This is a genomic window from Luteimicrobium album (assembly GCF_030161555.1).
Taxonomy (GTDB): Bacteria; Actinomycetota; Actinomycetes; order Actinomycetales; family Cellulomonadaceae; genus Luteimicrobium; species Luteimicrobium album.
The window spans coordinates 253,885-277,797 of the sequence record NZ_BSUK01000001.1 but is presented as its reverse complement, the minus strand read 5'-3'; the positions used below and the strand labels follow the sequence as shown (position 1 = coordinate 277,797).

The 23,913-nt window shown below is 75.2% G+C and carries 25 protein-coding genes and 2 pseudogenes; 12 read left to right on the top strand and 15 right to left on the bottom strand.

The window, feature by feature from the left end; translation table 11 throughout:
• Nucleotides 1–36: 36 nt before the first annotated feature.
• Genes QQK45_RS01475 through QQK45_RS01460 form a run of 4 tightly spaced genes read left to right on the top strand, consistent with a single transcriptional unit; the run spans nt 37 to nt 5,798 of the window.
• Nucleotides 37–1,878 carry an HSP90 family protein gene (locus QQK45_RS01475; protein WP_284291612.1) on the top strand — a complete coding sequence of 614 codons (1,842 nt, stop codon included), beginning with the start codon at nt 37–39 and terminating at the stop codon, nt 1,876–1,878.
• Nucleotides 1,879–1,933: 55 nt separating this feature from the next.
• Entirely contained in the window at nt 1,934–2,125 is a 192-nt protein-coding gene (locus tag QQK45_RS01470) for a hypothetical protein (RefSeq protein ID WP_284291610.1), read from the top strand.
• The gene (locus QQK45_RS01465) at nt 2,098–4,962 is read left to right on the top strand and encodes a hypothetical protein (RefSeq protein ID WP_284291608.1); all 2,865 of its coding nucleotides are present in this window, start codon (nt 2,098–2,100) and stop codon (nt 4,960–4,962) included. Before QQK45_RS01470 ends, QQK45_RS01465 begins: the two co-directional genes overlap by 28 nt.
• Before the next feature lie 14 nt (nt 4,963–4,976).
• Nucleotides 4,977–5,798 carry an exodeoxyribonuclease III gene (locus QQK45_RS01460; RefSeq protein ID WP_284291605.1) on the top strand — a complete coding sequence of 274 codons (822 nt, stop codon included), beginning with the start codon at nt 4,977–4,979 and terminating at the stop codon, nt 5,796–5,798.
• On the opposite strand, the gene QQK45_RS01455 is transcribed toward QQK45_RS01460, so the two are convergent.
• From QQK45_RS01455 to QQK45_RS22790, 9 genes and pseudogenes are all read right to left on the bottom strand, one after another.
• Entirely contained in the window at nt 5,786–6,079 is a 294-nt protein-coding gene (locus tag QQK45_RS01455) for a hypothetical protein (protein ID WP_284291603.1), read from the bottom strand. The genes QQK45_RS01460 and QQK45_RS01455 overlap by 13 nt on opposite strands.
• Before the next feature lie 29 nt (nt 6,080–6,108).
• Nucleotides 6,109–6,627: an MFS transporter gene (locus QQK45_RS01450; protein WP_348525325.1), complete on the bottom strand. Its 519-nt coding sequence runs from the start codon at nt 6,625–6,627 to the stop codon at nt 6,109–6,111.
• Nucleotides 6,525–7,076, bottom strand: a complete 552-nt coding sequence (locus QQK45_RS01445; protein ID WP_284291601.1) for an MFS transporter — start codon at nt 7,074–7,076, stop codon at nt 6,525–6,527. The genes QQK45_RS01450 and QQK45_RS01445 overlap by 103 nt, the downstream gene beginning before the upstream one ends.
• A 664-nt stretch (nt 7,077–7,740) precedes the next feature.
• Complete coding sequence (gene galK / locus QQK45_RS01435) at nt 7,741–9,000, bottom strand: galactokinase (protein WP_284291599.1); 1,260 nt, start codon at nt 8,998–9,000, stop codon at nt 7,741–7,743.
• Nucleotides 8,997–10,220, bottom strand: coding sequence for a galactose-1-phosphate uridylyltransferase (gene galT, locus QQK45_RS01430; RefSeq protein WP_284291596.1), 1,224 nt, complete (start codon nt 10,218–10,220; stop codon nt 8,997–8,999). Before galT ends, galK begins: the two co-directional genes overlap by 4 nt.
• On the bottom strand, nt 10,217–10,606 hold the full coding sequence (locus QQK45_RS01425) for a DeoR/GlpR family DNA-binding transcription regulator (protein WP_348525324.1): 390 nt from the start codon (nt 10,604–10,606) through the stop codon (nt 10,217–10,219). Before QQK45_RS01425 ends, galT begins: the two co-directional genes overlap by 4 nt.
• 8 nt (nt 10,607–10,614) lie before the next feature.
• The gene (locus tag QQK45_RS01420) at nt 10,615–11,007 is read right to left on the bottom strand and encodes a DeoR/GlpR family DNA-binding transcription regulator (RefSeq protein ID WP_284291594.1); all 393 of its coding nucleotides are present in this window, start codon (nt 11,005–11,007) and stop codon (nt 10,615–10,617) included.
• A gap of 85 nt (nt 11,008–11,092) precedes the next feature.
• Nucleotides 11,093–11,479 carry a TetR/AcrR family transcriptional regulator C-terminal domain-containing protein gene (locus QQK45_RS01415; protein WP_284291592.1) on the bottom strand — a complete coding sequence of 129 codons (387 nt, stop codon included), beginning with the start codon at nt 11,477–11,479 and terminating at the stop codon, nt 11,093–11,095.
• Between the two features lie 68 nt (nt 11,480–11,547).
• Nucleotides 11,548–11,688 (bottom strand): annotated as a pseudogene (locus tag QQK45_RS22790) (TetR family transcriptional regulator); the annotation flags it as partial.
• Here QQK45_RS22790 and QQK45_RS01410 point away from each other — a divergent pair.
• On the top strand, nt 11,635–11,832 hold the full coding sequence (locus tag QQK45_RS01410; RefSeq protein ID WP_284291590.1) for a hypothetical protein: 198 nt from the start codon (nt 11,635–11,637) through the stop codon (nt 11,830–11,832). The pseudogene QQK45_RS22790 and the gene QQK45_RS01410 sit on opposite strands and share 54 nt — an antisense overlap.
• 25 nt (nt 11,833–11,857) lie before the next feature.
• Here the strand turns inward: QQK45_RS01410 and QQK45_RS01405 are convergent, their stop codons facing one another.
• From QQK45_RS01405 to QQK45_RS01395, 3 genes are all read right to left on the bottom strand, one after another.
• Nucleotides 11,858–13,012 carry an Mrp/NBP35 family ATP-binding protein gene (locus QQK45_RS01405; RefSeq protein ID WP_284291587.1) on the bottom strand — a complete coding sequence of 385 codons (1,155 nt, stop codon included), beginning with the start codon at nt 13,010–13,012 and terminating at the stop codon, nt 11,858–11,860.
• Between the two features lie 156 nt (nt 13,013–13,168).
• Nucleotides 13,169–13,702 carry a DUF1003 domain-containing protein gene (locus QQK45_RS01400; protein ID WP_284291585.1) on the bottom strand — a complete coding sequence of 178 codons (534 nt, stop codon included), beginning with the start codon at nt 13,700–13,702 and terminating at the stop codon, nt 13,169–13,171.
• Nucleotides 13,695–15,002: a magnesium transporter MgtE N-terminal domain-containing protein gene (locus QQK45_RS01395; protein WP_284291583.1), complete on the bottom strand. Its 1,308-nt coding sequence runs from the start codon at nt 15,000–15,002 to the stop codon at nt 13,695–13,697. Before QQK45_RS01395 ends, QQK45_RS01400 begins: the two co-directional genes overlap by 8 nt.
• A gap of 152 nt (nt 15,003–15,154) precedes the next feature.
• On the opposite strand from QQK45_RS01395, the gene QQK45_RS01390 reads away from it, so the two are divergent.
• Nucleotides 15,155–16,159: an ROK family protein gene (locus tag QQK45_RS01390; RefSeq protein WP_284291580.1), complete on the top strand. Its 1,005-nt coding sequence runs from the start codon at nt 15,155–15,157 to the stop codon at nt 16,157–16,159.
• Between the two features lie 78 nt (nt 16,160–16,237).
• On the top strand, nt 16,238–17,158 hold the full coding sequence (locus QQK45_RS01385; protein ID WP_284291578.1) for a YflT domain-containing protein: 921 nt from the start codon (nt 16,238–16,240) through the stop codon (nt 17,156–17,158).
• A gap of 25 nt (nt 17,159–17,183) precedes the next feature.
• Here QQK45_RS01385 and QQK45_RS01380 read toward each other — a convergent pair.
• Together QQK45_RS01380 and QQK45_RS01375 are read right to left on the bottom strand one after the other, a co-directional pair.
• A pseudogene (locus tag QQK45_RS01380) lies at nt 17,184–18,784 on the bottom strand (aminopeptidase P family protein).
• A 30-nt stretch (nt 18,785–18,814) separates the two neighbouring features.
• Nucleotides 18,815–19,705, bottom strand: a complete 891-nt coding sequence (locus tag QQK45_RS01375; RefSeq protein ID WP_284291576.1) for an alpha/beta fold hydrolase — start codon at nt 19,703–19,705, stop codon at nt 18,815–18,817.
• Nucleotides 19,706–19,800: 95 nt separating this feature from the next.
• On the opposite strand from QQK45_RS01375, the gene QQK45_RS01370 reads away from it, so the two are divergent.
• From QQK45_RS01370 to QQK45_RS01355, 4 genes are all read left to right on the top strand, one after another.
• A complete protein-coding gene (locus QQK45_RS01370; RefSeq protein WP_284291573.1) occupies nt 19,801–20,667 on the top strand; it encodes a PHP domain-containing protein in 867 nt (288 codons plus the stop codon).
• Nucleotides 20,668–20,674: 7 nt separating this feature from the next.
• Nucleotides 20,675–21,292 (top strand): MarC family protein, encoded by a 618-nt coding sequence (locus QQK45_RS01365; protein ID WP_284291571.1) that lies wholly within the window; start codon nt 20,675–20,677, stop codon nt 21,290–21,292.
• A gap of 78 nt (nt 21,293–21,370) precedes the next feature.
• Nucleotides 21,371–21,826, top strand: coding sequence for a pentapeptide repeat-containing protein (locus tag QQK45_RS01360; protein WP_284291568.1), 456 nt, complete (start codon nt 21,371–21,373; stop codon nt 21,824–21,826).
• Nucleotides 21,799–22,731: a pentapeptide repeat-containing protein gene (locus QQK45_RS01355; RefSeq protein ID WP_284291566.1), complete on the top strand. Its 933-nt coding sequence runs from the start codon at nt 21,799–21,801 to the stop codon at nt 22,729–22,731. The genes QQK45_RS01360 and QQK45_RS01355 overlap by 28 nt, the downstream gene beginning before the upstream one ends.
• A 5-nt stretch (nt 22,732–22,736) precedes the next feature.
• Here the strand turns inward: QQK45_RS01355 and QQK45_RS01350 are convergent, their stop codons facing one another.
• Nucleotides 22,737–23,057, bottom strand: coding sequence for a DUF3467 domain-containing protein (locus tag QQK45_RS01350; protein WP_284291564.1), 321 nt, complete (start codon nt 23,055–23,057; stop codon nt 22,737–22,739).
• Nucleotides 23,058–23,184: 127 nt separating this feature from the next.
• Between QQK45_RS01350 and QQK45_RS01345 the strand changes: the two genes are divergently transcribed.
• On the top strand, nt 23,185–23,904 hold the full coding sequence (locus QQK45_RS01345) for a GTP pyrophosphokinase (protein WP_348525113.1): 720 nt from the start codon (nt 23,185–23,187) through the stop codon (nt 23,902–23,904).
• Nucleotides 23,905–23,913 lie beyond the last annotated feature (9 nt).

Sequence of the window (23,913 nt, the reverse complement as noted above, 5' to 3'; positions counted from 1 at the left end):
CCGGGGTGTGGGTCGCGTCTGGCAGGATCGACCGTGATGACCGAGACCACGCCCGCCACCCGTCCCTTCCAGGTCGACCTCCGTGGCGTCGTCGACCTCCTGGGCCGGCACCTGTACTCCGGGCCGCGCGTGTACCTGCGTGAGCTCGTCCAGAACGCCCGCGACGCCGTCCGCGCCCGCGCGGACCTCGAGCCCGACGGCGCGGGCCGCCCGTGGGAGGTGCGCATCCACCCGACCGGCGGTCCGGGCGGCGTGCTGCGCGTCGTCGACGACGGCGCCGGGCTGACCGCGGCCGAGGTCGGGGACCTCCTGGCGACCGTCGGGCGCAGCTCCAAGCGCGACCTGCTCGACCTGCCGCGCGAAGGGCTCCTCGGCCGGTTCGGGATCGGCCTCCTGAGCTGCTTCATGGTGACCGACGAGATCGTCGTGCGGTCGCGCTCGGCCACGGGTGCTCCGCCCGTCGAGTGGGTCGGCAGCGCGGAGGGCACGTTCTCCGTGCGCGAGCTGACCGGCGACGAGGCGGCCGGGGTCCCCGTCGGCAACGAGGTCCGGCTCACCGCCCGGCCCGACGACGTCGCCCTCCTCGACCACGACGGCGCGCTCGGCCTCGCACGCACGTACGCGCGGTTCCTCGACGTGCCGGTCCGGGTCGAGCGGCCCGACGGCGCCTGGGAGACCGTCACGCAGGAGCCGGTGTTCGCGGCCACGGGGGAGCGGCGGGCCGACCTCGCCGAGCAGGTCCGCGCGTTCGGGCGCGACCTCGTCGGAGCCGAGCCGTTCGACGCGATCGAGCTCTCCGTCCCCGCGACCGGCACGCGCGGCACCGCCTACGTCCTGCCGTTCGCGCCGCCGCCCGGGGCACGGCAGGCGAGCGTCGTGCACCTCGGCGGCATGCTCCTCGACGAGCGCTGGGACGGGCTGCTGCCCGACTGGGCGTTCTTCGTCCGGGCCGTCGTCGACACGACCGGTCTGCGCCCCACCGCGTCCCGCGAGGCGCTCGTCGAGGACGACGCGCTCGAGCACACGCGGGCCGAGCTCGGCGCCGCCGTGCGCCGCTGGGTCCTCGACCTCGGGCTGCGCCGACCCGCGCGGCTCGCCGAGTTCGTGGCGGTGCACGAGCGCTCGCTCAAGGGCCTCGTCGTGCACGACGACGAGCTCGCCTCGTTCGTCCTGCGCTGGCTCCGCCTCGAGACGTCCGTGGGCGTGCTCACGGTCGACGAGCTCGTCACCCGGTACCCCGAGGTCCGCTACACCGAGACCGTCGACGAGTTCCGGCAGGTCGCCGCGCTCGCCCCGCCGGACCGGCCCGTCGTCAACGGCGGCTACGTCCACGACGCCGACGTGGTGCGGCGCCTGCCCGACGTCTTCGACGGCGTGCGCGTCGCGCGCGCGACCGTCGAGGACGCGCTCGACGCCCTCGACGTGCCCCCTCTCGACGACCGCGCCACCGTCGCCCGGCTCGAGGACCGCGCGGGCACCGTCCTGGACGCCGTCGGGTGCGACGTCGTCGTGCGCCGGTACGAGCCCGCGGACGTGCCCGCCCTGTACCTGGCGGGCCGCGACGCGCTGCGCGCGGTCGACCGCGGGGCCGCGCGCCGGGTCGCGCCGAGCCTGTGGGCGGGCGTGCTCGGCAAGGCGTCGGAGGCCGCGCCGGGCGGCGGTCCCGCGGCGCCCACCCGGCCCCGGCTCTGCCTCAACTGGTCCAGCCCGCTCGTCCGGACCCTCGCCGCGACCGACGACGACGCCGTCCTCGCCCGGACCGCCCAGCTCCTGTACGTGCAGGCGCTGCTCGCCGGGCACCGGCCGCTGCGGCCGGGAGACCGCGCGCTGCTCACCGGCGCACTGACCGACCTCGTCCAGCTCAGCGCCGCGCACTGAGCCGCACCCCGCACCCGACGACGCACCGCACCGAACCGAAGGAATGACCGCAACCATGACGACGCACGCCTCCGACGCCGAGGCCGCCGGACGCCGGATCGACGCCCTGCTCGAGGAGGTCGACCAGACGCCGTTCGGGCCGCACGAGCGCGCGCTGCTCGACCAGGCGCTCGCGCTCGCCGTCGAGGGGAGGACGAGGTCCGGGAGTACCGCGCCCGCATGCGCCTCACCGCGTCGGCGAACATGACGGGGGACACCGACACGGTGCTGTCGTCGTTCGCGTGGTGCGTGGGCATGCACGACCGGGACCCCGAGCGCTTCCCGACGTCGGGCCCCGAGATCGGCGGGGACCTGCTGTGGCACTACAAGTGGATGTCGGGCGCGCTGTCCCTCAACCCGGTCTTCCCGGCCGAGCAGATCCACGCGGTCCTCGACGACATGGCGCAGCGGTACGACCGGGCCGGGGTGGGGCGCAGCGGCGTCGTGATGGCGCGCTTCGGCGCGGCCGCGGCGAACGGCTGGGCCGACGAGGCCGAGGCCGCGTACGCCGAGCTGCAGGTCACCCCCGACGACGAGTACAGCCACTGCGACGCGTGCGTGCGCTCCGAGACCGCGGACTGGCTCGCCGCGGTCGGGCGGGAGGACGAGGCGCTGCGCCTGTACGACGAGATGGTCACCGAGGGGTACGCGTGCGGCGAGGAGCCCGAGCGGGCGCTGTCGCAGGCGCTCGTCCCGATGCTGCGGGCGGGCCGGTTCGACGACGCCCGCGCCGCGCACCTGCGCAGCTACCGGGACGCCCGCGGGAACGCCGGCAACCTCGGCATCGTCGCGCGGCACCTGGCGTTCTGTGCGATCACCGGCAACGAGGCGCGCGGCCTGTCGATGCTCGAGCGGCACCTGCCGTGGTTCGGGCACGACGGCCTCAACGCGCTCGAGCACTTCGAGGCGCTCGCGTCCGCCGCGCTGCTGCTCGACGCCGTGGCGACGGCAGGTCACGGCGACGCCCCCGTCCGGGGTTCGGACGGGGCGGAGCTCGCGCCTTTCGTGGGGGAGCACGAGGGGCGCTGGAGCGCCGCCGAGCTCGCGCCCCGCGCGTGGGCGGCGGCGGCCCGGATCGCCGAGGCGTTCGACACCCGCAACGGGAACGACCACTTCGCCGGCCGGCTGGCCTGGTTCCGCGCGCTCGGAGACGAGCGGTACGAGGTGCCCGTCGAGACGGACGCGCCCGCGCCGGCCCCCGTCGTCGTGCCCGATCCCGACCCGGCGGACGCACGCGGCTGGGGCGTCCGGGCCCGCGAGCGGGCGATCGTCGGGGACGTGGTCGGCGCGCTGGCCGCGGTCGACCGTGGCCTGGCGATCGCCGGCGCCAGGGAGCGCGCCGCGCTCCTCGGCACCCAGCTCGGGATCCTCGTGACCGCTGAGCACCACGACGACGCGCGGCTCGTGCTCGCCGAGCGCATCGCGGCGCTGCGCGCCTCCGGGCAGGCGTACCAGGCGGACCTCGAGGAGCGACTCGGCCTCGTGCTCTTCGGCACCGCGGTGCCCGACGACGTAGCCCGGCTCGAGGCCGAGACGCAGGCGGCGCAGGCGGCGGGCGAGCCCGCGGCGGCCGCCGACGCGTCCCTCACGCTCGCGGTCCTGCTCGGGCGGTCGGCCGAGGACGACGGCGATGCGGCGGTCGTCGGCCCCCAGATCGTGGAGGCGGCTCGCCGGGCGACAGTCCTCGCTCCGCGCGGTGCCGAGCGCGTCGACGAGCTGTGGGAGGGGGCGACGTTCGTGCTGGCGCTGTCGCTCGCGCAGAGCGCCCCGGCCGAGCCCGGCGCGCCGGGTGGCGCCGGACCGTCGGGCGGAGAGCAGGCGCTGGCGGCGCTCGACGAGCTCGTCGCGTCGCTGCACGCCGCGCCCGGCAGCAACCGCGCCCGGCTCGCCGACGCGCACCGCCTGCGTGCCCGCCTGCGGGCCGGGGCGGGCGACCTCGACCGGGGGCTCGCCGACGCGTCGGCGACGCTCGAGCTCGACCTCGCGCTCGGCGCCCGCGAGCGTGCGACCGACGCCGCGATGCTCGGAGCGGCGATCCTCGCCGACCTCGAGCGCCCGCACGAGGCCGTCGCGCGGCTGCGGCTCGCCGTGCGACAGGCGGAGCTCGCCGAGTCCCCGCGCGTCGTCGGCGCGCGGTACGCGCTCGGGCGACAGCTCGCGGCGGTCGGAGCGGCGGCCGAGGCCGTCGAGGTGCTGCAGACCGTGCTGGACCAGGAGGAGGCGGACGGCGCACCCCCGGCGGCACGGGCCGAGACGCTCGAGGCGCTCGGGCACGCGTCGCACGACGCGGACGAGCCCGGCGCCGCGGCGTCCGCCTGGTCGCGGGCCGTCGACCTGTTCGAGGAGGACGACGCGGAGGTCGGCGCGGCGCGGGTGCGGCTCGCCAACGGGACGCTCCACTTCCAGGCCGGGTACGCGCGCGACGCCGTCGAGCTGCTCGAGCCGGCGGTGGCGCAGGCGCGCGAGGCCGAGCAGCTCGGCCTGCTCGTCGACGTCCTGCACCTGCTCGGGCGCGCGCTGCGCCGACGGCGACCCGGCGGGCCTGCAGGACCTCGACGCGGTGCTCGACCTGGCGCGACGCCACGACGCCTCGTGGCTCGTGGCCGACGTCACGGACTCCCGGGCCCGTTCCCTCGTCGCCCTCGACCACCTCGACGAGGCCGTCGCGGCCGCGCTCGAGGCGTCCGACCTGTTCGCCGAGACGGGCGACGCCCGCAGCGGGGCCGGCTCGCTGCTGTTCGCGGCCCGGGCGCTGCTCGAGGCGACGCGCGAGGACGAGGCGGCCGCCGTCTACCGGTCCGCCGCCGACCAGTTCGCCGCTGCCGGCGAGGCGGACGGCGAGGCCGTGACGCGCCTCGAGCTCGCGGACGTCCTCGAGCGCCTCGGCCGGACGGCGGAGGCGGCCCAGGAGCGCGAGGCCGCCGAGAGCGCTGCGGGCCGGGCCACCACCGCCCGCCCGAGCCTCCCGTGAGTGCGGAACTTTTGTGCGACACGCCCGGCGTGTCGCACAAAAGTCCCGCACTCACGGCGTTGTCAGGGGCGTAGGAGAGGATGTCCCGGTGCTGACCGTCGCCACCGTCAACGTCAATGGAATCCGTGCCGCCGTGAAGCGCGGCATGCTCGACTGGCTCGCCGGCCGCGCGCCGGACGTCCTGCTCCTGCAGGAGGTCCGCGCGACCGACGAGATCCTCGACGGGTTCTTCCCCGAGGGCTGGCACGTCGCGCACCAGGCGAGCGACCTCAAGGGCCGCGCCGGCGTCGCAGTGCTGTCCCGGCTCCCGGTGTCCGCGGTGCGCGTGGGGCTCGAGCACCTGCACCCGGACGGAGCGGCGGAGCCGCCCGTCGACACGGGCCGCTGGGTCGAGGTCGACGTCGAGGTCCCGGGCTGTGCGGAGGCCGTGACCCTCGTCTCGGCGTACATCCACTCGGGCACCGCGGGGACACCGAAGATGGACGAGAAGTACGCCTACCTCGAGAAGGTCACCGCGCGGCTCGGCGAGCTCGTCGCGGACCCCGAGCGGCTCGCCGTCGTCGCCGGGGACCTCAACATCGCCCACCACGAGGCCGACCTCAAGAACTGGCGCGGCAACAAGAAGGCCGCGGGCTTCCTGCCCGAGGAACGTGCCTACCTGGACCGTTGGTTCGACGACCTCGGCTGGGTCGACCTCGGCCGCCGGTTCGCGGGCGACGTCGAAGGCCCCTACACCTGGTGGTCGTGGCGCGGGCAGGCGTTCGTCAACGACTCGGGCTGGCGGATCGACTACCAGCTCGCGACGCCGGCTCTCGCAGCCCGGGCGAAGTCGGTCGAAGTGGACCGCGCCGAGACCTATGAGGCGCGGTTCTCCGACCACGCGCCGGTGGTCGCGACCTACGACGTCTGAGGCTCGGGCTCCGTGGCCGGCTCCTCCTCGTAGCGGGGGAGGGCGGTCATGGTGAGGAGCGGTGAGAGCACGACGGGCAGGCTCGAGGCGGCCGAGATTCCCACCCCGACCCACAGGGCCGGGACGACGCCGAGCCACGCACCGAGCCAGCCACCCAGCAGGCCGCCGATCGGCATGGACCCCCAGACGATGAACCGGACCGACGCGTTCATGCGCCCGAGCAGACGGGGCGGGCACAGCCGCTGGCGGAAGCTCACGGTCGCGATGTTGTAGACGACCATCGCGAAGAACGTGAGCCCGAGCCCGACGATCAGGCTCGCGACGGGCGGCCAGGGCAGGGTGCCGGCGAGGGGATGAGGACGCCCGGCGCGACCATCGCGACGGCGGACACGGGGATCAGGCGTGCCTCGCCGACGAGCCGCGCCGCCCTCTCCCCGGCGAGCGCGCCGAGCAGGCCGCCGACGGACGCCGCGGAGAGCGCCGTCCCGAGGGCGGCCGGACTGAGCCCGAGCGTGCGCAGGACGAACAGGGTCTCGAGCGCGCTGATGACGGACCAGCCGAGGTTCCCGATCGACGTGCACGCGACCATGCGGACGAGCAGCGGCTGGTGCACGACGAACGCGAGCCCTTCGCGGATCTCGTGGAGGATCGGCTTGCGCTCCTCGCGCGGGGGCAGCTCCTCGACGGCGCGGATCCGGGACACGAAGACCACGGACAGCAGGTAGGTCACCACGTTGACCCCGACGACGGCACCCGCGGAGACGATCCGGAGGAGCTGGCCGCCGAGCGCCGGTCCGGCGACCTGTGCGACGGACGCGGTGGCCTGCAGCTTGGCGTTCCCCTCGACGACGTGGTCGAGCCCGACGAGGAGGGAACGTAGCTCTGGTGGGCGACGTCGAAGAACACGGTCGCGCAGCTCATCACGAGCGCGGCCGCGTAGAGGATCGGCATGGTGAGGGTGTCGGTGAGCGCGCACGCGACGACGACCGCGAGGACGGTCGCGCGGACGAGGTCGGCCCCGATGAGGACGCGCCGCTTGCGCAGGCGGTCGACCCAGGCGCCGGCGGGCAGTCCGATGAGCAGGAACGCCGCGGACTCGGCAGCGGTGAGCGCACCCATCTCCCACGCGCTCGCGGCGAGCGTGTTCACGGCGAGGACGGGGATCGCGAGCATGGCGAGCTGGGCGCCGAGCTGGCCGAACGCGTCGCCGGCCCAGAGCGCGCGGAAGTCGGGGTGCCGGGCGAGGGAGCGGCGTCGGGCGGGGGTCTCGGTGCTCACCGGCCCATCGTGGCGCGACTGATTGAGAAAAGTCAATCGGTAGGATGAGGGGTATGACGACGTCGGCATGGAGAGCACTCGGGCTCGGCCCCGTCCCGGAACCCGACCCGGACCCGGACCCCGACGCCGACGCGCGCGCCCTCGCCTCGGCCCTGCGTCTGCGGATCCTGCGGCTGTGCCTCGACGAGCCGCGCACCAACAAGGAGATCGCGCACGCGCTGGGGCGGAACCCGGGCAGCATGCTCCACCACGTCCGCACGCTCGTCGCGCGCGGCTTCCTGGCTGCCCTGCCCGAACGCGAGGGCCCACGCGGGTCCCGCGAGGTCCCGTACCTCGCGACCGGGCGCTCGTGGCTCACGCCGCTGCCCCCGTCCCAGTACCCCGTGCTGGTCGAGGCGTTCGTCGAGGAGGTCGGCGAGGCGCCGCCCGAGTCCACCCAGCTCGTCCGCCTGGGCCTGCGCCTCGACGAGGCGGGCCGCGCCGAGCTCACCGAGCGCGTCGTCGCGCTCTTCCAGGAGTACGCCGACCGGGAGCCCGACCCCGGCGGCGAGCCCTACGCCGTCTTCTACGCGTTCTACGAGGACGCCCAGCGCCGTCGCGCCGCCGGCCCCCGCCGCCTCCCGCGAAGTAGGCCCCCGGGGAGGCCTGCTTCACGAGGAGGGGGTCAGGGCTCGCGGTGGGCCGGGCCGGAGGGCTCGGCGGTGAGGAACTGCGGCTCCGCGAAACCTCGCTCCGCGAACGCCCGCACGACGGCGCGCGCCACGTCCTCCACCTGGCCCGCCGGCACGAGGGCGATGGCCGAGCCGCCGAACCCGCCGCCCGTCATGCGCGCCCCGACGGCGCCGGCCGCGAGCGCGGTCTCGACCGTCACGTCGAGCTCGGCGCACGAGACCTCGTAGTCGTCGCGCAGCGACCGGTGCGAGGCGACGAACAGTGCGCCCAGCTCGTCGGCGTGGGCGCCCAGGCCCCCGGGGGACTCCAGCAGCGACACGAACCGCTCGACCCGCTCGACCTCGGTCACGACGTGGCGCACCCGGCGGCGTGCGACGTCGTCGGGCAGGGCGGCGAGCGCGGCGTCGAGGCCGTCCGGGCTGACGTCGCGCAGCGTCGCGACGCCGAGCCTGGCGGCGGCGGCCTCGCACGTCGCGCGGCGCCGGGCGTACTGGCCGTCGGCGTTCTCGTGCGGCGCCCGCGTGTCGACGACGAGGAGCTCGAGCCCCGCGGCCGCGAGGTCGTACGGCACGCGCCGGGCGGACTCCTCCGCCGACAGGCCGGGCCGGAAGTCGAGCAGCAGCGCGTGCCCCTCGGCGGAGCGCAGCGCGGCGGACTGGTCGAGCCCGCCGGTCGGCGCCCCGGCCACGTCGTTCTCCGCACGCACGCACGCCGCGACGAGCCGCACGCGGCCCGCGTCGGTCGCCCCGACGCTCTCGCCCGCGGCGTCGTCGAGCGCGACCGCGACCGCGGTGCTCAGCGACGCCGACGACGACAGCCCCGAGCCGAAGGGAACGCACGCGTCGACCGCGGCCTCGAACGCGGGGACGGCCGGGAGGACGCCGTCGTGCGTCAGGGCCCACGCGACGCCGCCGGTGTAGGCCGGGAAGCCGTGCAGATCGCCCGGGCCGAGCCGGTCGGTCCGGCCCTCCCAGACGGCGCCGCCGTCGGCCTGCGCGGACGTGAGCAGGACGCGGTCGTCGTCGCGCACGGACAGTGCGACGTACGTGCGGTGGGGGAGCGCGGTGGGCAGGCAGAGGCCGCCGTTGTAGTCGGTGTGCTCGCCGATGAGGTTGACGCGGCCGGGTGCCGACCACACGCCGTCGGGCTCGTGGCCGAGCCGGTCGCGGAACAGGGTGCGAGCCCGCTCCGCCCCTTCGGCCTCAGGCCACGCGGTCGCCCACTGCGGCGGGGCGACGGGCTGCTCGCTCACGCGAGGACCTCCGTGAGTCGGGCGGCGATGCGTTCGGGGGTGGTGTCGGAGATCCAGGCGCCGGCGCCCGACTCCGACCCGGCGAGGTACTTGAGCTTCCCGGCGCCGCGGAGCACCGAGAACACCTCGAGGCGCAGGCGACCGAGCTCGCGGCGCGGGTCCCGGGCGGGGGCCTGGGACCAGCCCGCGATGTACGGGAGGGCGACGGGGCCGCCGTCGGGCCTGACGAAGAACCGGTCCAGCGCCGCGAGGACGCGCAGATACGCGGCGGCGAAGTCGTCGCGCTCGGCGTCGGTGAGGCCGGGCAGGTCGAGGACGTCACGGCGCGGCGCCAGATGCACCTCGACGGGCCAGCGCGCGGCGAACGGCACGTACGCGACCCAGTGCGCGGTCTCGAGCACGACGCGGCGGCCGTCGGCCAGCTCCGCGTCGAGGACGTCGCGCAGGAGCGACCGGCCGGTGGCCTCGTGGTGCGCCGCGGCCTGCGCGAGCAGCCGCTCGGTGCGCGGCGTCAGGTACGGGTAGGCGTAGACCTGGCCGTGCGGGTGGGTCAGCGTCACACCGATCTCGCGCCCGTGGTTCTCGAAGACGAACACCTCGCGCGTGGTCGGGAGCGCTCCCAGCCCGGCGGTGCGGTCGGCCCAGGCGTCGACGATCGTGCGGACCCGGCGCGCGCCGAGCGACGCGAGCGACGCGTCGTGGTCGCTCGAGAAGCACACGACCTCGCAGCGGCCCGCAGCCGGTGCGTCGAGCCACAGTCCACCCGGCACCGCGGCGGGGGTCGCGTCGACGACGGACTCCGGCCCGTGGTCCTCGCCCGGCACGCTGAGCAGGGACGGGAAGCGGTTCTCGAAGACGGCGACGTCGTACTCGGTGTCGGGGACCTCGCCGTCGGTGTAGTCGGCGCCGGGGCGGCGGGGGCAGAGCGGGCACGCGTCGTCGGGCGGGAGGAGCGTGCGGTTCATGCGGTGCGTCGCCATGGGGATCCAGTCGCCCGTGAGCGGGTCGCGGCGCATGCGGGGGCCCTGGAACGGCGCGCCGTCGACGGGCGCGAAGCGGTCCGGAAGGGGGCGCGGGTCGTGCAGGGCGTGGGGCGCGCGCGGTGCCTCGCCGGGCAGGGGTGCGTCGTCGAAGTAGATGAGCTCGCGACCGTCGGCGAGGTGCGTCGCTGTGCGGGTGCCCTTGGTCCCGGTGGTTCCGGTCTCGGTGGCGGCGCTCACCGGGCCACCTCCGCGACCACGAGCCGGCCCACGAGCTCGCGGGCCTCGGCCTGGTCCGGCTCGGACAGGCCGTCGTCGGTCACGAGGACGTCGACGTCGTCCAGCGCGGCCCAGCGGGAGAGCCCGGTCGCGCGCCACTTGGTGTGGTCGGCGAGGACGACGACCTGGGCGGCGCTGGCGACGAGCGCGCGGTCCGTGGCCGACTCCGCGAGGTTGGGGGTGGTGAGGCCCGCGTTCGGGCTGATGCCGTGCGCGCCGAGGAACGCGACGTCGACGCGCAGCGTCGCGAGGGCGGCTTCGGCGAGCGGCCCGACGAGCGCGTCGGACGGGGTGCGCTCGCCGCCGATGAGCACGGTCGTGACCGTCGTGTCACCCGTGCGGAACAGCGTGTCCGCTACCGGGAGCGAGTTGGTGACGACGGTGAGGGGCGCAGCCGCGACGAGCTCGCGAGGACCCGGGCGAGCGCGTGCGTCGTCGTGCCGGCCGACAGGGCGACGGCGGAGCCGGGCTGGACGAGCTCGGCGGCGGCGCGGGCGATGGCGTCCTTCTCGGCGCCCTCGCGGTCGGCCTTGGCCTGGAACCCGGGCTCGTACGACGCGGGGTGCTGGTCGGCGGCGACGGCGCCCCCGTGCACCTTGCGCAGGAGGCCGCGTCCCGCGAGCTCCGACAGGTCGCGGCGGACCGTCATGTCGGAGACGTCGAGCTCGGTGGCGAGGTCGGTGATCCGCACCGAGCCGCGCGCGGCGAGCGCGGCGAGGATGCGGTCCTGGCGGACAGTCGCAAGCATGGACACAGTTTCCAACATGACCGCACAGAACACAACACGGCTGCTGATGTGGGGTGGCAGGCCACCCCGAGGACGCGCGGGCGGGTCAGGTCGACGCGTCGTGCAGGATGAGGTCGAGGCTCGCCGCGAAGGCGTGCTCGGCGTCGAAGCCGTCGACGTCGCTCTGCGCGACGGCCCGGCGGATCGACGGGTAGGGCGCGAGCGCGGCGGCGATCTCCTCCGCGCTGAGCGCCGGCGGCTCCTGCTCCTCGATCACGTGGCCGTACGTGAGGTGGAGGGCGGTGTAGACGACCACGCTGCTCGACCGGACGTCGAGCCCGGCCGCGAGCGCTCCGGTCAGCGCCGCCTCGGAGATCCGGGCGAGGGTGGGCGCGTGGTCGAGCCGCGCGCCCGTGACGAGGCGGGCGCCGTTGGGGTAGGCGAGCATCGCGCGGCGCAGGCGCAGCAGGACCCCCGGAACCAGGGTGCCCACGGCTGTTCGGCCACGAGCGGCTCGTCGCCGAACTCCTCGCGCAAGACGGCGTCCGCGACGGCACCGAGCAGCGCCTCCTTGTTCGCGAAGCGCCAGTAGATCGACGGCGCCGTCACACCCAGGGCCTGCTGCAGGCGCCGGAACGTGACGGATCTATGCCTCCGGTCGACGACGTCGAGTACCTCGCGGCGGTCCGGTACGGCGACCACGGCTCCGTGGCGCTGCGCCGTGTCAAGGACGGCAAGCCCCTGCTCTACCAGTTCGTCTGGCGGCTCGCCGACGGCGAGTGGCGCATGGTGCACGAGTTCACCGTCGAGACGGACCTGTCCGCGGTCCTCGCAGCCGCGCGCTGACGGCGCGGGTCCGGGCGCGGGGCCGTCAGACGGGCGACAGCCCCAACGACCGGCCGGCGAGCCCGCGGGGACGCGCGGCGAGCGAGCGGGCGACGTCCCGCAGGGCGACGGCGGCGGGCGACTCGGGCGCCGCGACGACCACCGGCACGCCGGCGTCCCCGCCCTCGCGCAGCCGCACGTCGAGCGGGACCCGGCCCAGGACGGGCACGTCGTGGCCCAGCGTCTCGGTCAGGCCCGCCGCGACGGCGTCTCCGCCGCCCGAGCCGAACAGCTCGAGCCGGGTCCCGTCCGGCTGGTCCAGCCACGCCATGTTCTCCACGACGCCGACGACGTCCTGCTCGGTCTGCGCCGCGACGAGCCCCGCGCGCTCCGCGACCTCCGCGGCGGCGAGCTGCGGCGTCGTGACGACGACGATCTGCGAGCCGGGCAGGAGCTGCGCGACCGAGATCGCGACGTCCCCGGTGCCGGGCGGCAGGTCGAGCAGGAGCACGTCGAGGTCGCCCCAGAACACGTCGGACAGGAACTGCTCGACCGCGCGGTGCAGCATCGGCCCGCGCCACACCACGGCCTTCCCCTGGGGTGCGAACATCCCGATCGACACGACCTTGACCTCGTGCGCGATCGGCGGGAGCAGCATGTCGTCGACCCGCGTCGGCTTCGACGTGACCCCGAGCATACGGGGGATCGAGAAGCCGTGGATGTCGGCGTCGAGCACGCCGACGCGCAGGCCGTCCGCCGCCATCGCGGCCGCCAGGTTCGCGGTGACCGACGACTTGCCGACCCCGCCCTTGCCCGACGCGACCGCGAAGACCTTGGTCAGTGAGCCCGGCTCGGCGAACGGGATCCGCGGAGTCCCGTCGCCCCCGCGCAGCTGCGCACGCAGGGCCTGACGCTGCTCGGCGTCCATCGCCCCCAGCTCGACGCTCACGTCGTCCACGCCCTCGACCGCGAGAGCCGCGGCCGTGACGTCGCGGACCAGGGTGCTGCGCAGCGGGCACGCGGGGGTCGTCAGGTCCACGCCGACGACGGCGCGCGCCTCCCCGCTCGGTGCCTCGCCCGGGTGCACCTCGACCGAGCGGACCATGCCGAGGTCGACGATCGGGCGCCGGATCTCGGGGTCGATGACCACGCGCAGGGCGGTGCGGACGGCGTCGAGGAGCGGGGGAGCGGAGTCGGGCACGCCTCCATCGTACGGAGCGCAGGCTCGTCGCTAACCTGCTCGGATGGAGACGCTCGACACCATCGCCGCCCGGTTCGACGCGCGCGCCCCGCGCTACGGCGAGAGCGCCCTGCACGTCGCGCTCGCCGGGCCGCGCTCGGCCTGAGCGGGCCGCGCCTACGCCGGGCTCGCGCTGCCCTTCGCCGTCGGCTCCTCGCCGGCGTCGGGCTCGTCGCGCGTCGACAGCTCCTCGAGGAGGTTGCGCAGCTCGCCGCGGACGAAGTCACGGGTCGCGGTCTCGCCGAGCGCGAGCCGCAGCGCCGCCATCTCGCGCGCCAGGTACTCGGTGTCCGCGAGGTTGCGGGCGGCCTGCTGCCGGTCCTGCTCCGAGCTCACCCGGTCGCGGTCCGTCTGCCGGTTCTGCGCGAGGAGGATGAGCGGCGCCGCATACGACGCCTGCAGCGACAACACGAGCGTGAGCGCCGTGAACCCGTTCGACGCCGAGTCGAAGCGCAGGGTCTCCGGACCCCACGAGTTCCACACCAGCCAGGCGATGCAGAACACCGTGAGGTAGACGATGAAGCGCGGCGTCCCCAGGAACCGCGCGATGCCCTCGCTGACCCGGCCGACCGTGTCGTCCTCGACCTCGAACCGAGGCAGGAGACCGCGCCGCTGCTCCTTGGGCAGATCCAGGCGGGAGCGCTCAGCCACGGGTCGCCTCCTGCGCGGCGGTGCCCGGTGGTCCGGCCGGGCCCGGGTCCTCGTCGTCGTCGGTCTCGCGCCAGTCCTCGGGCAGCATGTGGTCGAGGACGTCGTCGACGCTGACCGCGCCGACCAGGCGCCGCTCGGGGTCGACGACGGGCACCGCGAGCAGGTTGTACGTCGCCAGCAACCGGGTCACCCGGGTCAGGGACGCGTCCGGCGCGACGGGTTCGATGTCGGTGTCGAGGATGGACCCGATCGACTGGTGCGGGGGCTCGCGGAGCATCGCCTGGATGTGGACGACGCCGAGGAAGCGCCCGGTCGGGGTCTCGATCGGCGAGCGCACCACGAAGACCATCGAGGCGAGCGCCGGCGGGACGTCCTTGCGGCGCACGTGCGCGAGCGCGAGCGCGATCGGGGTCTCGGGCCCGAGGATGACGGGCTCGGTCGTCATGAGACCGCCCGCGGTGTTCTCCTCGTACGCGAGGAGCCGTCGGACGTCCTTCGCCTCGTCGGGCTCCATCAGCTCGAGCAGCTCGGCCTGCTGGTCGTCGGGGAGCTCGCCGAGCAGGTCGGCCGCGTCGTCGGGCTGCATGGCTTCGAGGACGTCGGCCGCGCGGGCCGTCTCGAGGCTCTGGAGGATCGCGACCTGGTCGTCCTCGGGCAGCTCCTCGAGGACGTCGGCGAGGCGCTCGTTGTCGAGGGCGGTCGCGACCTCGAGGCGGCGGGTGCCGCCCATGTCGTGCAGCACGTCGGCGAGGTCCGCGGCCTTGAGCTCGTCGTAGGCGGCGAGCAGGAGCGTCGCGGCCTGGGCCGAGCCGCTGCCGGCCAGCCCGGTCACGGCGTCGACGTCCACCACCTGGGTCTCGCCGCGTCGTCGGATGCCGATCGCGCCCTTGTGCGTCGCCGCGCGGCGCACGAACAGCTTGTCGACCTCCCAGTCGCCGTTGCGCTGTTGCGCGATCGACAGGTCCTCGACCGTCACCTCGCCCGAGCCGTCCCGCAGCTGCACCCGACGCTCGAGCAGCTCCCCGATCGCGAGGGTCTCGTGCGGGTGCTGCTCGAACCGGCGCATATTGACGAGGCCCGTCGAGATGATCTGCCCGGCGTCGATGCTGGTCACGCGGGTCAGCGGCAGGAAGACGCGCCGCCGGCCGGGCACCTCGACGACGAGACCCACCGCGCGCGGGGCGCGGCGGTCGCGCAGGAGGACGACGACGTCGCGGACCCGACCCACCTGGTCGCCGTTCGGATCGAACACGGCGGTTCCGGCGAGCCGCGCGACGTAGACCCTGGTGGCGGCGCTCACGCCCTCAGCCTAGGGGCGCGGCGCGACGCACGGCGGGCGGGCGCGCACGGCGGAGCCCGAAACACGGCTGTAACCTGAGACCCGGTTCGCAGCGCCGGGAACCGTCGAGCCTCGCTCCTTCCCGATCCCTGCCCACCCCCGGACGGTCCACCGTGCCCCACGTCCCTCCCGACGTCCCCGCTGAGGGCGACTCGGTGCGCCCCCGTGCCCCTCGTGCCACCGAGCCCGTCGTCCTCGCGCTCGACGTGGGCGGGACGTCCGTCAAGGGCGCGGTCGTGGACGCGGCCGGGATCGTCGCCCGCCGCTCCGCACCGACGGGCGGAGGCCCCACCGATCCCGACGGCGCCACGGACGCGGTCCTCGGCGTCGTGCGTGAGCTGTGGGCCGCGGTGCCGGCCGAGCGGCACGTCGCGGCCGTCGGAATCGTGACGCCCGGCCTGGTCGACGAGGACGCGGGCGTCGTCGTCGGGGCCGAGAACCTGGGCTGGCGCGACCTGCCACTGCGCGCGCTCGTCGAGGAGGCCACGGGCGTCCCCGTCGGGTTCGGGCACGACGCGCGGGCGGCCGGGCTCGCGGAGTGGCGCCTCGGCGCGGGCCGGGGCGCGGGCGACCACGCGTTCCTCGCGGTCGGCACCGGGATCGCGGCGGCGCTCGTGCTCGGCGGCCGCGTCTTCCCGGGTGGGGGCTGGGCCGGCGAGATCGGCCACGGCGGCGCGACGACGGGCGACCTCTGCGCGTGCGGCGGCCGTGGCTGCGTCGAGACCTACGGGTCGGCCTCCGGCATCGCCCGGCAGTACACGGCCCGCACCGGGACCGTGCCCGACGGCGCACGCGGCGTCCTCGAGCGTGCGCAGGCCGGCGACCGGGTCGCCGCCGAGGTCTGGCAGCACGGCGTCGACGGGCTCGCCGACCTCGTCTCCGGGCTGGTCCGCACGCTCGGGCTGCGCACCGTCGTCGTCGGCGGTGGCCTGGTCCTCGCCGGCAACGCCCTGCTCGACCCCCTCGACCGCGCGGTCCGCGCACGCCTCACCGTGCACCCGGTCCCCGAGCTCCGGACCGCCCGGCTGGGCGCCGAGGCCGGCACGTTCGGCGCCGCGCTGCTCGCGTGGCAGGCCTCGGGACGGCCGGTCCCGTCCGACCTGGGCATCGCCGCGTAGCGTCTCGCGGATGATTGCGGCGCCTCCTGTTCCGGTCGGCCTCGGCAATCGGGCCCGATCTGGGACAGACTGGGTGGCATGTCCATGCCGCGCGCGAACGCCGTGCCCCGCGTCCCGACCCCGCCGACGGGTGTCGAGATCGCCCGCTACCCCACCTACCTCGAGGCGCAGAAGGCCGTCGACTTCCTGTCCGACAAGCACTTCGCCGTCGAGAACGTCACGATCGTCGGCGAGGGGCTCCAGGCCGTCGAACGGATCACGGGGCGGCTCACGTACTCGCGCGTCGCGATCGCCGGGCTCGCGTCCGGCGCGTGGTTCGGCCTGTTCGTGGGCCTGTTGCTGTCGCTGTTCGGCGGGGGCAACGCGGCCGCGACGATCGTCGCGGCGATCGGTATCGGCGCGGCGTTCGGCGTGCTCTTCGGGCTGATCTCCTACGCCCTGACGGGCAATCAGCGCGACTTCACGTCGCAGTCGCAGATCGTCGCGACCTCGTACGCGATCCTGTGCGTCGCCGAGCGCGCGGGCGAGGCGCGGCAGGTGCTCAGCGAGCTCGGGCTCGGACAGCCCGGGGCGGCGCGCCCCGCACCGCAGGCCCCTCAGCCGCCGACGACGCCCGGCGCGTCGGGCTGGACCGTCCCGCCGACGCCGGCCCCGGGCACGCCCGGTCAGCAGCCGCCCGCTCAGCCGGCCGCACCGGCGGCACCCGCCGTCTCGTCGCGGTTCCAGACGCCGACGGGCGAGCCGAGGTACGGCCGCCGGCTCGAGGACGTCGCCCCGCCCGCGGCACCGGCCGCCCCGCAGCCCGCGGCGCCCCAGCCCCAGCAGCCCGCCGCCCCGGCTCAGCCCGCCGAGGAGCCGCCGGCCGCACCGGCCGCCCCGCAGGCGCCCGACGGCGCGACCCCGCAGGACGAGCCCCCGGTGCCCGCCCGGCCCGAGCCCGAGGCGGGCTCGGAGCGCGAGGAGGGGACGTCGTCGGGCCCGGACGACCCCGCGAAGTAGGCCTCCCGGTGGGGTACTTCGCGAGTCAGCGGAGGCCGGCCATCCACGCCTCGACGTCGTCGGGGCGGCGGGGAGCGCGGCGGACAGGTTCTCGTTGCCGTCGGCGGTGACGAGGACGTCGTCCTCGATCCGCACGCCGATGCCGCGGTACTCCTCGGGGACGGTGAGGTCGTCGGCCTTGAAGTACAGCCCCGGCTCGATGGTGAAGACCATGCCCGGCTCGAGCACGCCGTCGAGGTAGAGCTCGCGGCGCGCCTGGGCGCAGTCGTGCACGTCGATGCCCAGGTGGTGGCTGGTCCCGTGGACCATCCAGCGCCGGTGGTACTGGCCCTCGGGCGCGAGGGACGCGGCGGCGCTCACGCCGTCGGGCAGGAGGCCCCACTCCTCGAGCCGCGCGGCGATGACCTCCATCGCGGCCGCGTGCACGTCGCGGAACCTCGCGCCGGGGACGGCGACGGCGAACGCGGCGTCGGCGGCGTCGAGCACGGCCTGGTAGACGCGCCGCTGCACGTCCGTGAAGGTGCCGTCGACGGGCAGGGTGCGCGTGACGTCCGCGGTGTACAGGGACTCGACCTCGACGCCTGCGTCGAGCAGGAGGAGGTCGCCCTCGCGGACGACGCCGTCGTTGGTGATCCAGTGCAGCGTCGTGGCGTGCTCGCCCGACGCGGCGATGGTCTCGTAGCCGACCGCGTTGCCGGCGAGGCGTGCGTGCGCGTCGAACGTCGTCTCGACGACGCGCTCGCCCCGCGGGTGCGCGGCCGCGGCGGACAGCTCGCGCACGACCTCCTCGAACCCGTCGATCGTCGCGCCGACGGCGTCGCGCATCTGCTGGACCTCGTACTCGTCCTTGACGAGGCGCAGCTCGGAGACAGCCTCGACCAGCGCGTCGTCGGTGTGCTGCTCGATCTTCGCCGCGGCCTCCTCCACCACGCCCTCGGACGCGCGCACCTCGTCCACGAGGTCCTCGACGGCCTCGTCGGCGTCCGTCACGACGAGCACCTGGATGCCGCCGGTCCCCACGTCCTTGGCCAGGGCGTCGCGCAGCCCGTCGACGTGCTCGGCACGGATGCCGGTGAGCTCCTCGACGTCGTCGAGGCTCGGGCGCGCGCCGACCCAGAACTCGCCGTAGCGGGAGTCGGCGTAGAACTCCTCGGTGTCGCGGCCCGCGAGCGGCCGCACGTACAGGACGGCCTCGTGGCCCTCGGTCGTGCCACCCGCGCCGTCGGTCCCGGTGACCGGGTGCAGGACGAGCACCGAGTCGGGCTCGAGCTCCGTCCCGGTGCCCGTGAGGTGCGCGAACGCGGAGTGCGCGCGGAACCGATAGTCGGTGTCGTTCGAGCGGGTCCGGAGCCCGCCGGCGGGGATCACGAGGCGCACGCCGGGGAACCGCGCGGACAGGCGGGCGCGGCGCACCGCCGCGTAGTCGGCGGCCGCGGAGCGCGTGGTGCCCGTCGCGGCACGGGGGCCCCAGCCGCTCGTGATGAAGGACCGGAACGCCTCCGACTGCGGCCGCTGCGACCGGTTCTCGTTCCGCGACTCGACGGACTGGGCGTCCGCGGGCGCGCCCGTCTCGGAGGTCGGGGGTTCTCGGAAGCGGGGGACGTCGTCATGCGTCCAGTCTCGCACCGCGGCGCCCGCGGTCCCGGTCGGGGCGGCTCAGGCGCGGGTGGGCCCGAACGCCGCGAGCGCGTCGAGCACGGCCGCGTTGAACGCCGCGGGCGCCTCGAGGCTGACGTCGTGGCCGGCGCCCGGGACGACGACGAGCCGCGCCGCGGCACGGGCGTGGCGCCGCTCCTGCATGCGGAGCTGGTCGCGCGCGCCGTTGACGAGCCAGACGGGCACGTCGGAGGCGCGCAGGTTGCGGACCGACGACTCGCCCGCGAGGTGGCGCAGCGCGTCGGCGACGAGGTCCCAGCCCGGTGTCTGCGAGGCGCGGACGACGGGGAGGGGCGGGCTGGCCGGCGGGCGTCCGCCGGCGAGCGCCCGCCGCGTGGGTGGCGGGAGGACGAGCCGGGACAGGCGTGCGGCCGCGCGCCCGCCCAGCTCGCGGGTGAGGCGTCCGGCCGCCAGGGAGCCGTGCAGGCCCGCCTGGAACGTTCGCAGCGGCAGACCGCGGGTGTTCGTGCTGCACGACGCCGCGACGACGCCGCGCAGGAGCCCGCCGCGCTGTTCCGGGGCCCGGGCCGCGTAGGCCAGCGACGTGTAGCCGCCGAGAGACAGGCCGACGAGCGCGAGCGGGGTGGCACGTGCCTCGGAGGCGGGGTCGGCGAGGTCGGCGGCCGCCTCGTCGATGGCGTCGAACGCGCCCTGCATGGTGAACCGCTCGCGACGCCGCACGCCGTGCCCGGGCAGGTCGATCGCGGTGGCCCGGTACCCGGCGTCGTGCACGGCGTCGAGCTGCGCGTCCCAGATCGCTCCCGAGGTCCGCATCCCGTGGACGAAGACGACGGACGGCCGCACGGCGGCGGGCTGCGGGGTGGCGTCGTCGCCGGGGTGGGGGTGGTGCTCGGGTCCAACAGGGGCCTCACGATCTCGGGTGTCCTCCATCCTGGCACCCCAACCTGGGCGCGGCGGGCGCCGCGTGGGGAGGAGCGCGGAGCGCTTGCGGACGTCCTGTGCGCGTTCCTCGATACCCTGGGGCGGTGCTCATCGACCTCCACACGCACTCGACGGCGTCCGACGGCACGGACGCCCCGGGGCAGGTGGTGGCCGACGCCGCGGCGGCCGGCCTCGACGTCGTCGCGCTGACGGACCACGACACCGTCGCCGGCTGGCCCGACGCGACCGCTGCGGCGCGCCGGTGCGGCATCGCGCTCGTGCGCGGCGCGGAGCTGTCCGCTCAGGCGGTCTTCGACGCGGGCGGCCGTGAGCGCCACGTCTCGGTGCACATCCTGAGCTACCTGCACGACCCCGCCGACGCGCCGCTCGCGCAGGAGTGCGAGCGCGTGCGCACGGCCCGCCTCGACCGGGCCCGGCGTATGGTCGACCTGCTGGCGCGTGACTACCCGGTCGACTGGGACGAGATCGAGGCGCACACCGAGCCCGGCGCGACGGTGGGGCGGCCCCACCTGGCCGACGCGCTCGTGCGGCTCGGCGTCGTGCCCGACCGGTCGGCCGCGTTCGAGACCGTCCTGCACGCGGGCAGCCCGTACTACGTGCCGCACTACGCGCCGCGTGCCGTCGACACCGTGCGCCGGGTCCGTGAGGCGGGCGGGGTGCCGGTGTTCGCGCACCCTGCGGCGTCCGCCCGCGGACGCGTCGTGCCGGACAGCGTGATCGAGGAGCTCGCGGACGCGGGCCTCGCGGGCCTCGAGGCCCACCACCGTGACCACACCCCGGACCAGGTCGACCACCTGGTGGGGCTCGCCGCCCGGCTCGGTCTGCTCGTGACCGGGTCGAGCGACTACCACGGGAGCGGTAAACCCAACCGGCTCGCGGAGAACACCACGGCACCAGAAGTGCTGGAGAGGATCGAGGACATGGGGACGCTCGCCGTGATCAGGTCGTGAGCAGCTGATGGACGCCGTGCTCGACGGACGGCTGTTCATCGGGGTGTTCGTGACGCTGTTCGTCATCATGGACCCCCCGGGGACGGTGCCGATCTTCCTGGCGCTGACCAGCTCGATGACCTCGAAGCAGCGCAAGTCGGCGGCTCTGACCGCCGTGCTCGTCGCGCTCGGCGTGATCGTCGTCTTCGCGCTGTTCGGTCAGTCGATCCTCAACTACCTGCACGTCTCGTTGCCCGCGCTGCAGGCGTCGGGCGGGCTGCTGCTGCTGCTGATCGCGATGGAGCTGCTGACCGGCAAGGCCGAGGAGCCCGAGCCGAGCGCGCGCGGCGGGAACGTCGCGCTCGTGCCGCTCGGGACCCCGCTCCTCGCCGGGCCGGGTGCGATCGTCTCGATCATGGTGTTCGTCCAGGGGGCCGACGGCGCCGCGGACTACGTCGCCATCTTCGCCGGGCTCGTCGCCGTGTGCCTCTGCCTGTGGCTGGCCATGCGGTTCGCGAACGTCATCCACCGGGTGCTCGGCGAGTCCGGGACGACCCTCGTGACACGCATCGCCGGTCTGCTGCTGGCCGCGATCGCCGTCCAGATGATCGCGGACGCCGTGACCGCGTTCGTGAAGGCGGCCTGACCGCTGCCCTCCTCGGTGCGGTTCCCGCACCCGCCCGTCCCGCCGACCCGACGTCGTCCGACCGTGAGGACCTGACCTGTGCTTGAGCACACCCAGCGGCTCCGCCGCCCGACCGCCCGCCCGCATGCCGCCCTCTTCGGGTCGGTCGTGCTCGCGATGCTCGTCCTTCTCGTCGCTGGTGCGTGGACGTCGCCCGCGTCGGCGGCGACGCCTGGTCCGACGCCTGACGCCTCCTCGACGGTCGCCGCCGCGCGTGCCGCCGTTTGCGGGACCACCAAGGGTGCGGCGCTGCGGGGAAAGAAGCTCACGCAGCACGATGTCGACGGGCGCGACCTGCGGTGCGCGGACCTGCGGGGCGCCCACCTCGCGGGGCTCGACCTCACGCAGGCCGACCTGCGTGGTGCGCGGCTGGCGGGCGCTGACCTGCGTGGGACCGAGCTCGGCCAGGCGACCCTCACCGGTGCCGATCTGACCGCGGTGCGTGCCGAGGAGTGCACCTCACTCAGGTGCACGCCGAGCACGCCGTGCTCGTGAGCGCCGACCTCGCGAAGGCGGATTTCGTCCAGGCGACCTTGACCGGGGCGGATCTCCGGGGTGCGACCCTGCGCGAGGCGCACGCCGGCCAGGCCGACTTCCTGGGAGCTCGGCTCGACGGCGCCGACCTCACCGACGCGGACCTCACCCAGGCCGACCTCACGGGGGCGAGCGTCGACGGCACGATCCTCTCCCACGCCGACCTCACCCAGACGACGCGCCCCGAGGGGTACCGCGATGCCGACGGGTCAGGAGACGCGCCGCTCGACGCGATCGCGGCGCTCGCGACGCTGCTCCTCGCGCTGGCGGTCGTCGTCCCCGCCCTGCGTTCGGCCGCCCGCCGACGCAGAGGCGGCAAGGATCTGCGAGGCACGGGGCCGGCGGCCGTGCTCGCGGGCGTCGTCGTGCTCGCGGGGGCGGTGGCGCTCGCCGCCTACGAGCTGAGGGCCGATCCCGACTGGACGGACGTGCTCATGGTCCTCCCGATGATCACCGTGCTGGTCTTCGCCGCCCTGTTCGCCGGTCTGGTGATCTCGCGGGCGCGCTGGGGCGTCGTCGGGGCGCTGTCCACTGGCTTGGGCCTCGCGGGATACTTCGTCCTGGTCTCGACGATCATGTCGGCCCTGCTGGGCTCCGTGTTCGGCGAGTATCCGCGGGCGCCGAGCTGTACGGCGGCGACGTGCGCGTGGGGCTATTCGCGCGGCTGGACCGGCGCCTGGGTCGGGCTGGCACTGCTCGCACTGTGCTCGCTCGTCGGGAGGCTCACGCGTCGCCGGGGCCGCGTTCGCCCCGCACGGGTGTCCCGCCCCGACCCGACGGGCGTCGCGACACCTGTCGCCGCACCGTCGCCGGACGACGTGAACGCTGCTGCCTACCAGGCGGTGCGGGACTTCCGGAAGGGATGATCCGGTCAGGCTCCGGCCGGACCCCGGGCGCTTCCGTCCGCGCGTCGACCGGTCTCGCGCTCCCACGCGTCGAGCTGCGTCGTGAGCGCCTTGGCGAGCTCGAAGACCTGCTCGGGCGGGATCCGGACCCGGGTGACGACCCGCCCCGAGACCACGGGGCGGGTCTCGCCCGTCGACTCGTCGACCGCCGGCTGCGGCGGGTGCTTGAGCGCCACGAAGTCGATGACGAACGTCGCCGGCGTGTGCCACAGGGACGCGAAGTCGGCGGGGAGGCCGACCTCCACGTCCTCGGGGACGTCGATCTGGAGCTGCTGGGTCTCGGGCACGGTGCTTCTCCTCGGGCGGACGGACCGGGCGTCGGCGGCTGGCTGACGACGGCGTCCCCCAGCCTCGCAGGTCTCCGCGACGTCACGCTCAGGGAGCGCTCAGGTTGATCCGCGTACCGTAAGGAACGTGAGTCAGCACCCGACCGATCGCGCACCGTCGCTCAGCCCCGCCACGGCCAAGGACGTCCGTCGCCTCATGATGACGTACAAGTTCGGCATAGACGAGGTGATGACCAAGGTCGGGGTGCTCCGCGACGAGCTCAAGCACTTCCACGACGACAACCCCATCGAGCACGTCGGCTCGCGCCTCAAGTCCGTCGACTCGATCGTCGCCAAGGCGCGCCGCAAGGGCATCGCGCTCACGCCCCAGGCGATCCGCGAGCACATGCTCGACATCGCCGGCGTGCGGATCACGTGCAGCTTCGTCACGGACATCTACCGCGTCCGCGACATGCTGGTCGGCCAGCGCGACCTCGAGGTCATCGAGGAGCGCGACTACATCGCCCACCCCAAGCCCAACGGCTACCAGAGCCTGCACCTCATCGTGCGCGTCCCGGTGTTCCTGTCGGACCGGGTCGAGGAGGTCGTCGTCGAGATCCAGCTCCGGACCATTGCCATGGACTTCTGGGCGAGCCTCGAGCACAAGATCTACTACAAGTACGACCGCGAGGTGCCGCACCACATCACGGACGCGCTCAAGCTCGCCGCCGACGTCGCGATGACCCTCGACCAGACGATGGAGCGCATCCGGGACGAGGTCACCGCCGGGCCCGACGGCGCCCCCGAGGGCACGAGCGACCCGCGCCACGAGCCGCCCGGACCGGCGGAGGTCCGCACCGCGTCCTGACGTCGTCGC

Coding starts and splice junctions, on each gene's coding strand:
- QQK45_RS01475 (WP_284291612.1), top strand. CDS start 37: ATGACCGAGACCACGCCCGCCACCCGTCCCTTCCAGGTCGACCTCCGT.
- QQK45_RS01470 (WP_284291610.1), top strand. CDS start 1,934: ATGACGACGCACGCCTCCGACGCCGAGGCCGCCGGACGCCGGATCGAC.
- QQK45_RS01465 (WP_284291608.1), top strand. CDS start 2,098: ATGCGCCTCACCGCGTCGGCGAACATGACGGGGGACACCGACACGGTG.
- QQK45_RS01455 (WP_284291603.1), bottom strand. CDS start 6,079: ATGGTCGTCTACAACATCGCGACCGTGAGCTTCCGCCAGCGGCTGTGC.
- QQK45_RS01420 (WP_284291594.1), bottom strand. CDS start 11,007: ATGCTTGCGACTGTCCGCCAGGACCGCATCCTCGCCGCGCTCGCCGCG.
- QQK45_RS01410 (WP_284291590.1), top strand. CDS start 11,635: ATGCCTCCGGTCGACGACGTCGAGTACCTCGCGGCGGTCCGGTACGGC.
- QQK45_RS01385 (WP_284291578.1), top strand. CDS start 16,238: ATGTCCATGCCGCGCGCGAACGCCGTGCCCCGCGTCCCGACCCCGCCG.
- QQK45_RS01375 (WP_284291576.1), bottom strand. CDS start 19,705: ATGGAGGACACCCGAGATCGTGAGGCCCCTGTTGGACCCGAGCACCAC.
- QQK45_RS01365 (WP_284291571.1), top strand. CDS start 20,675: ATGGACGCCGTGCTCGACGGACGGCTGTTCATCGGGGTGTTCGTGACG.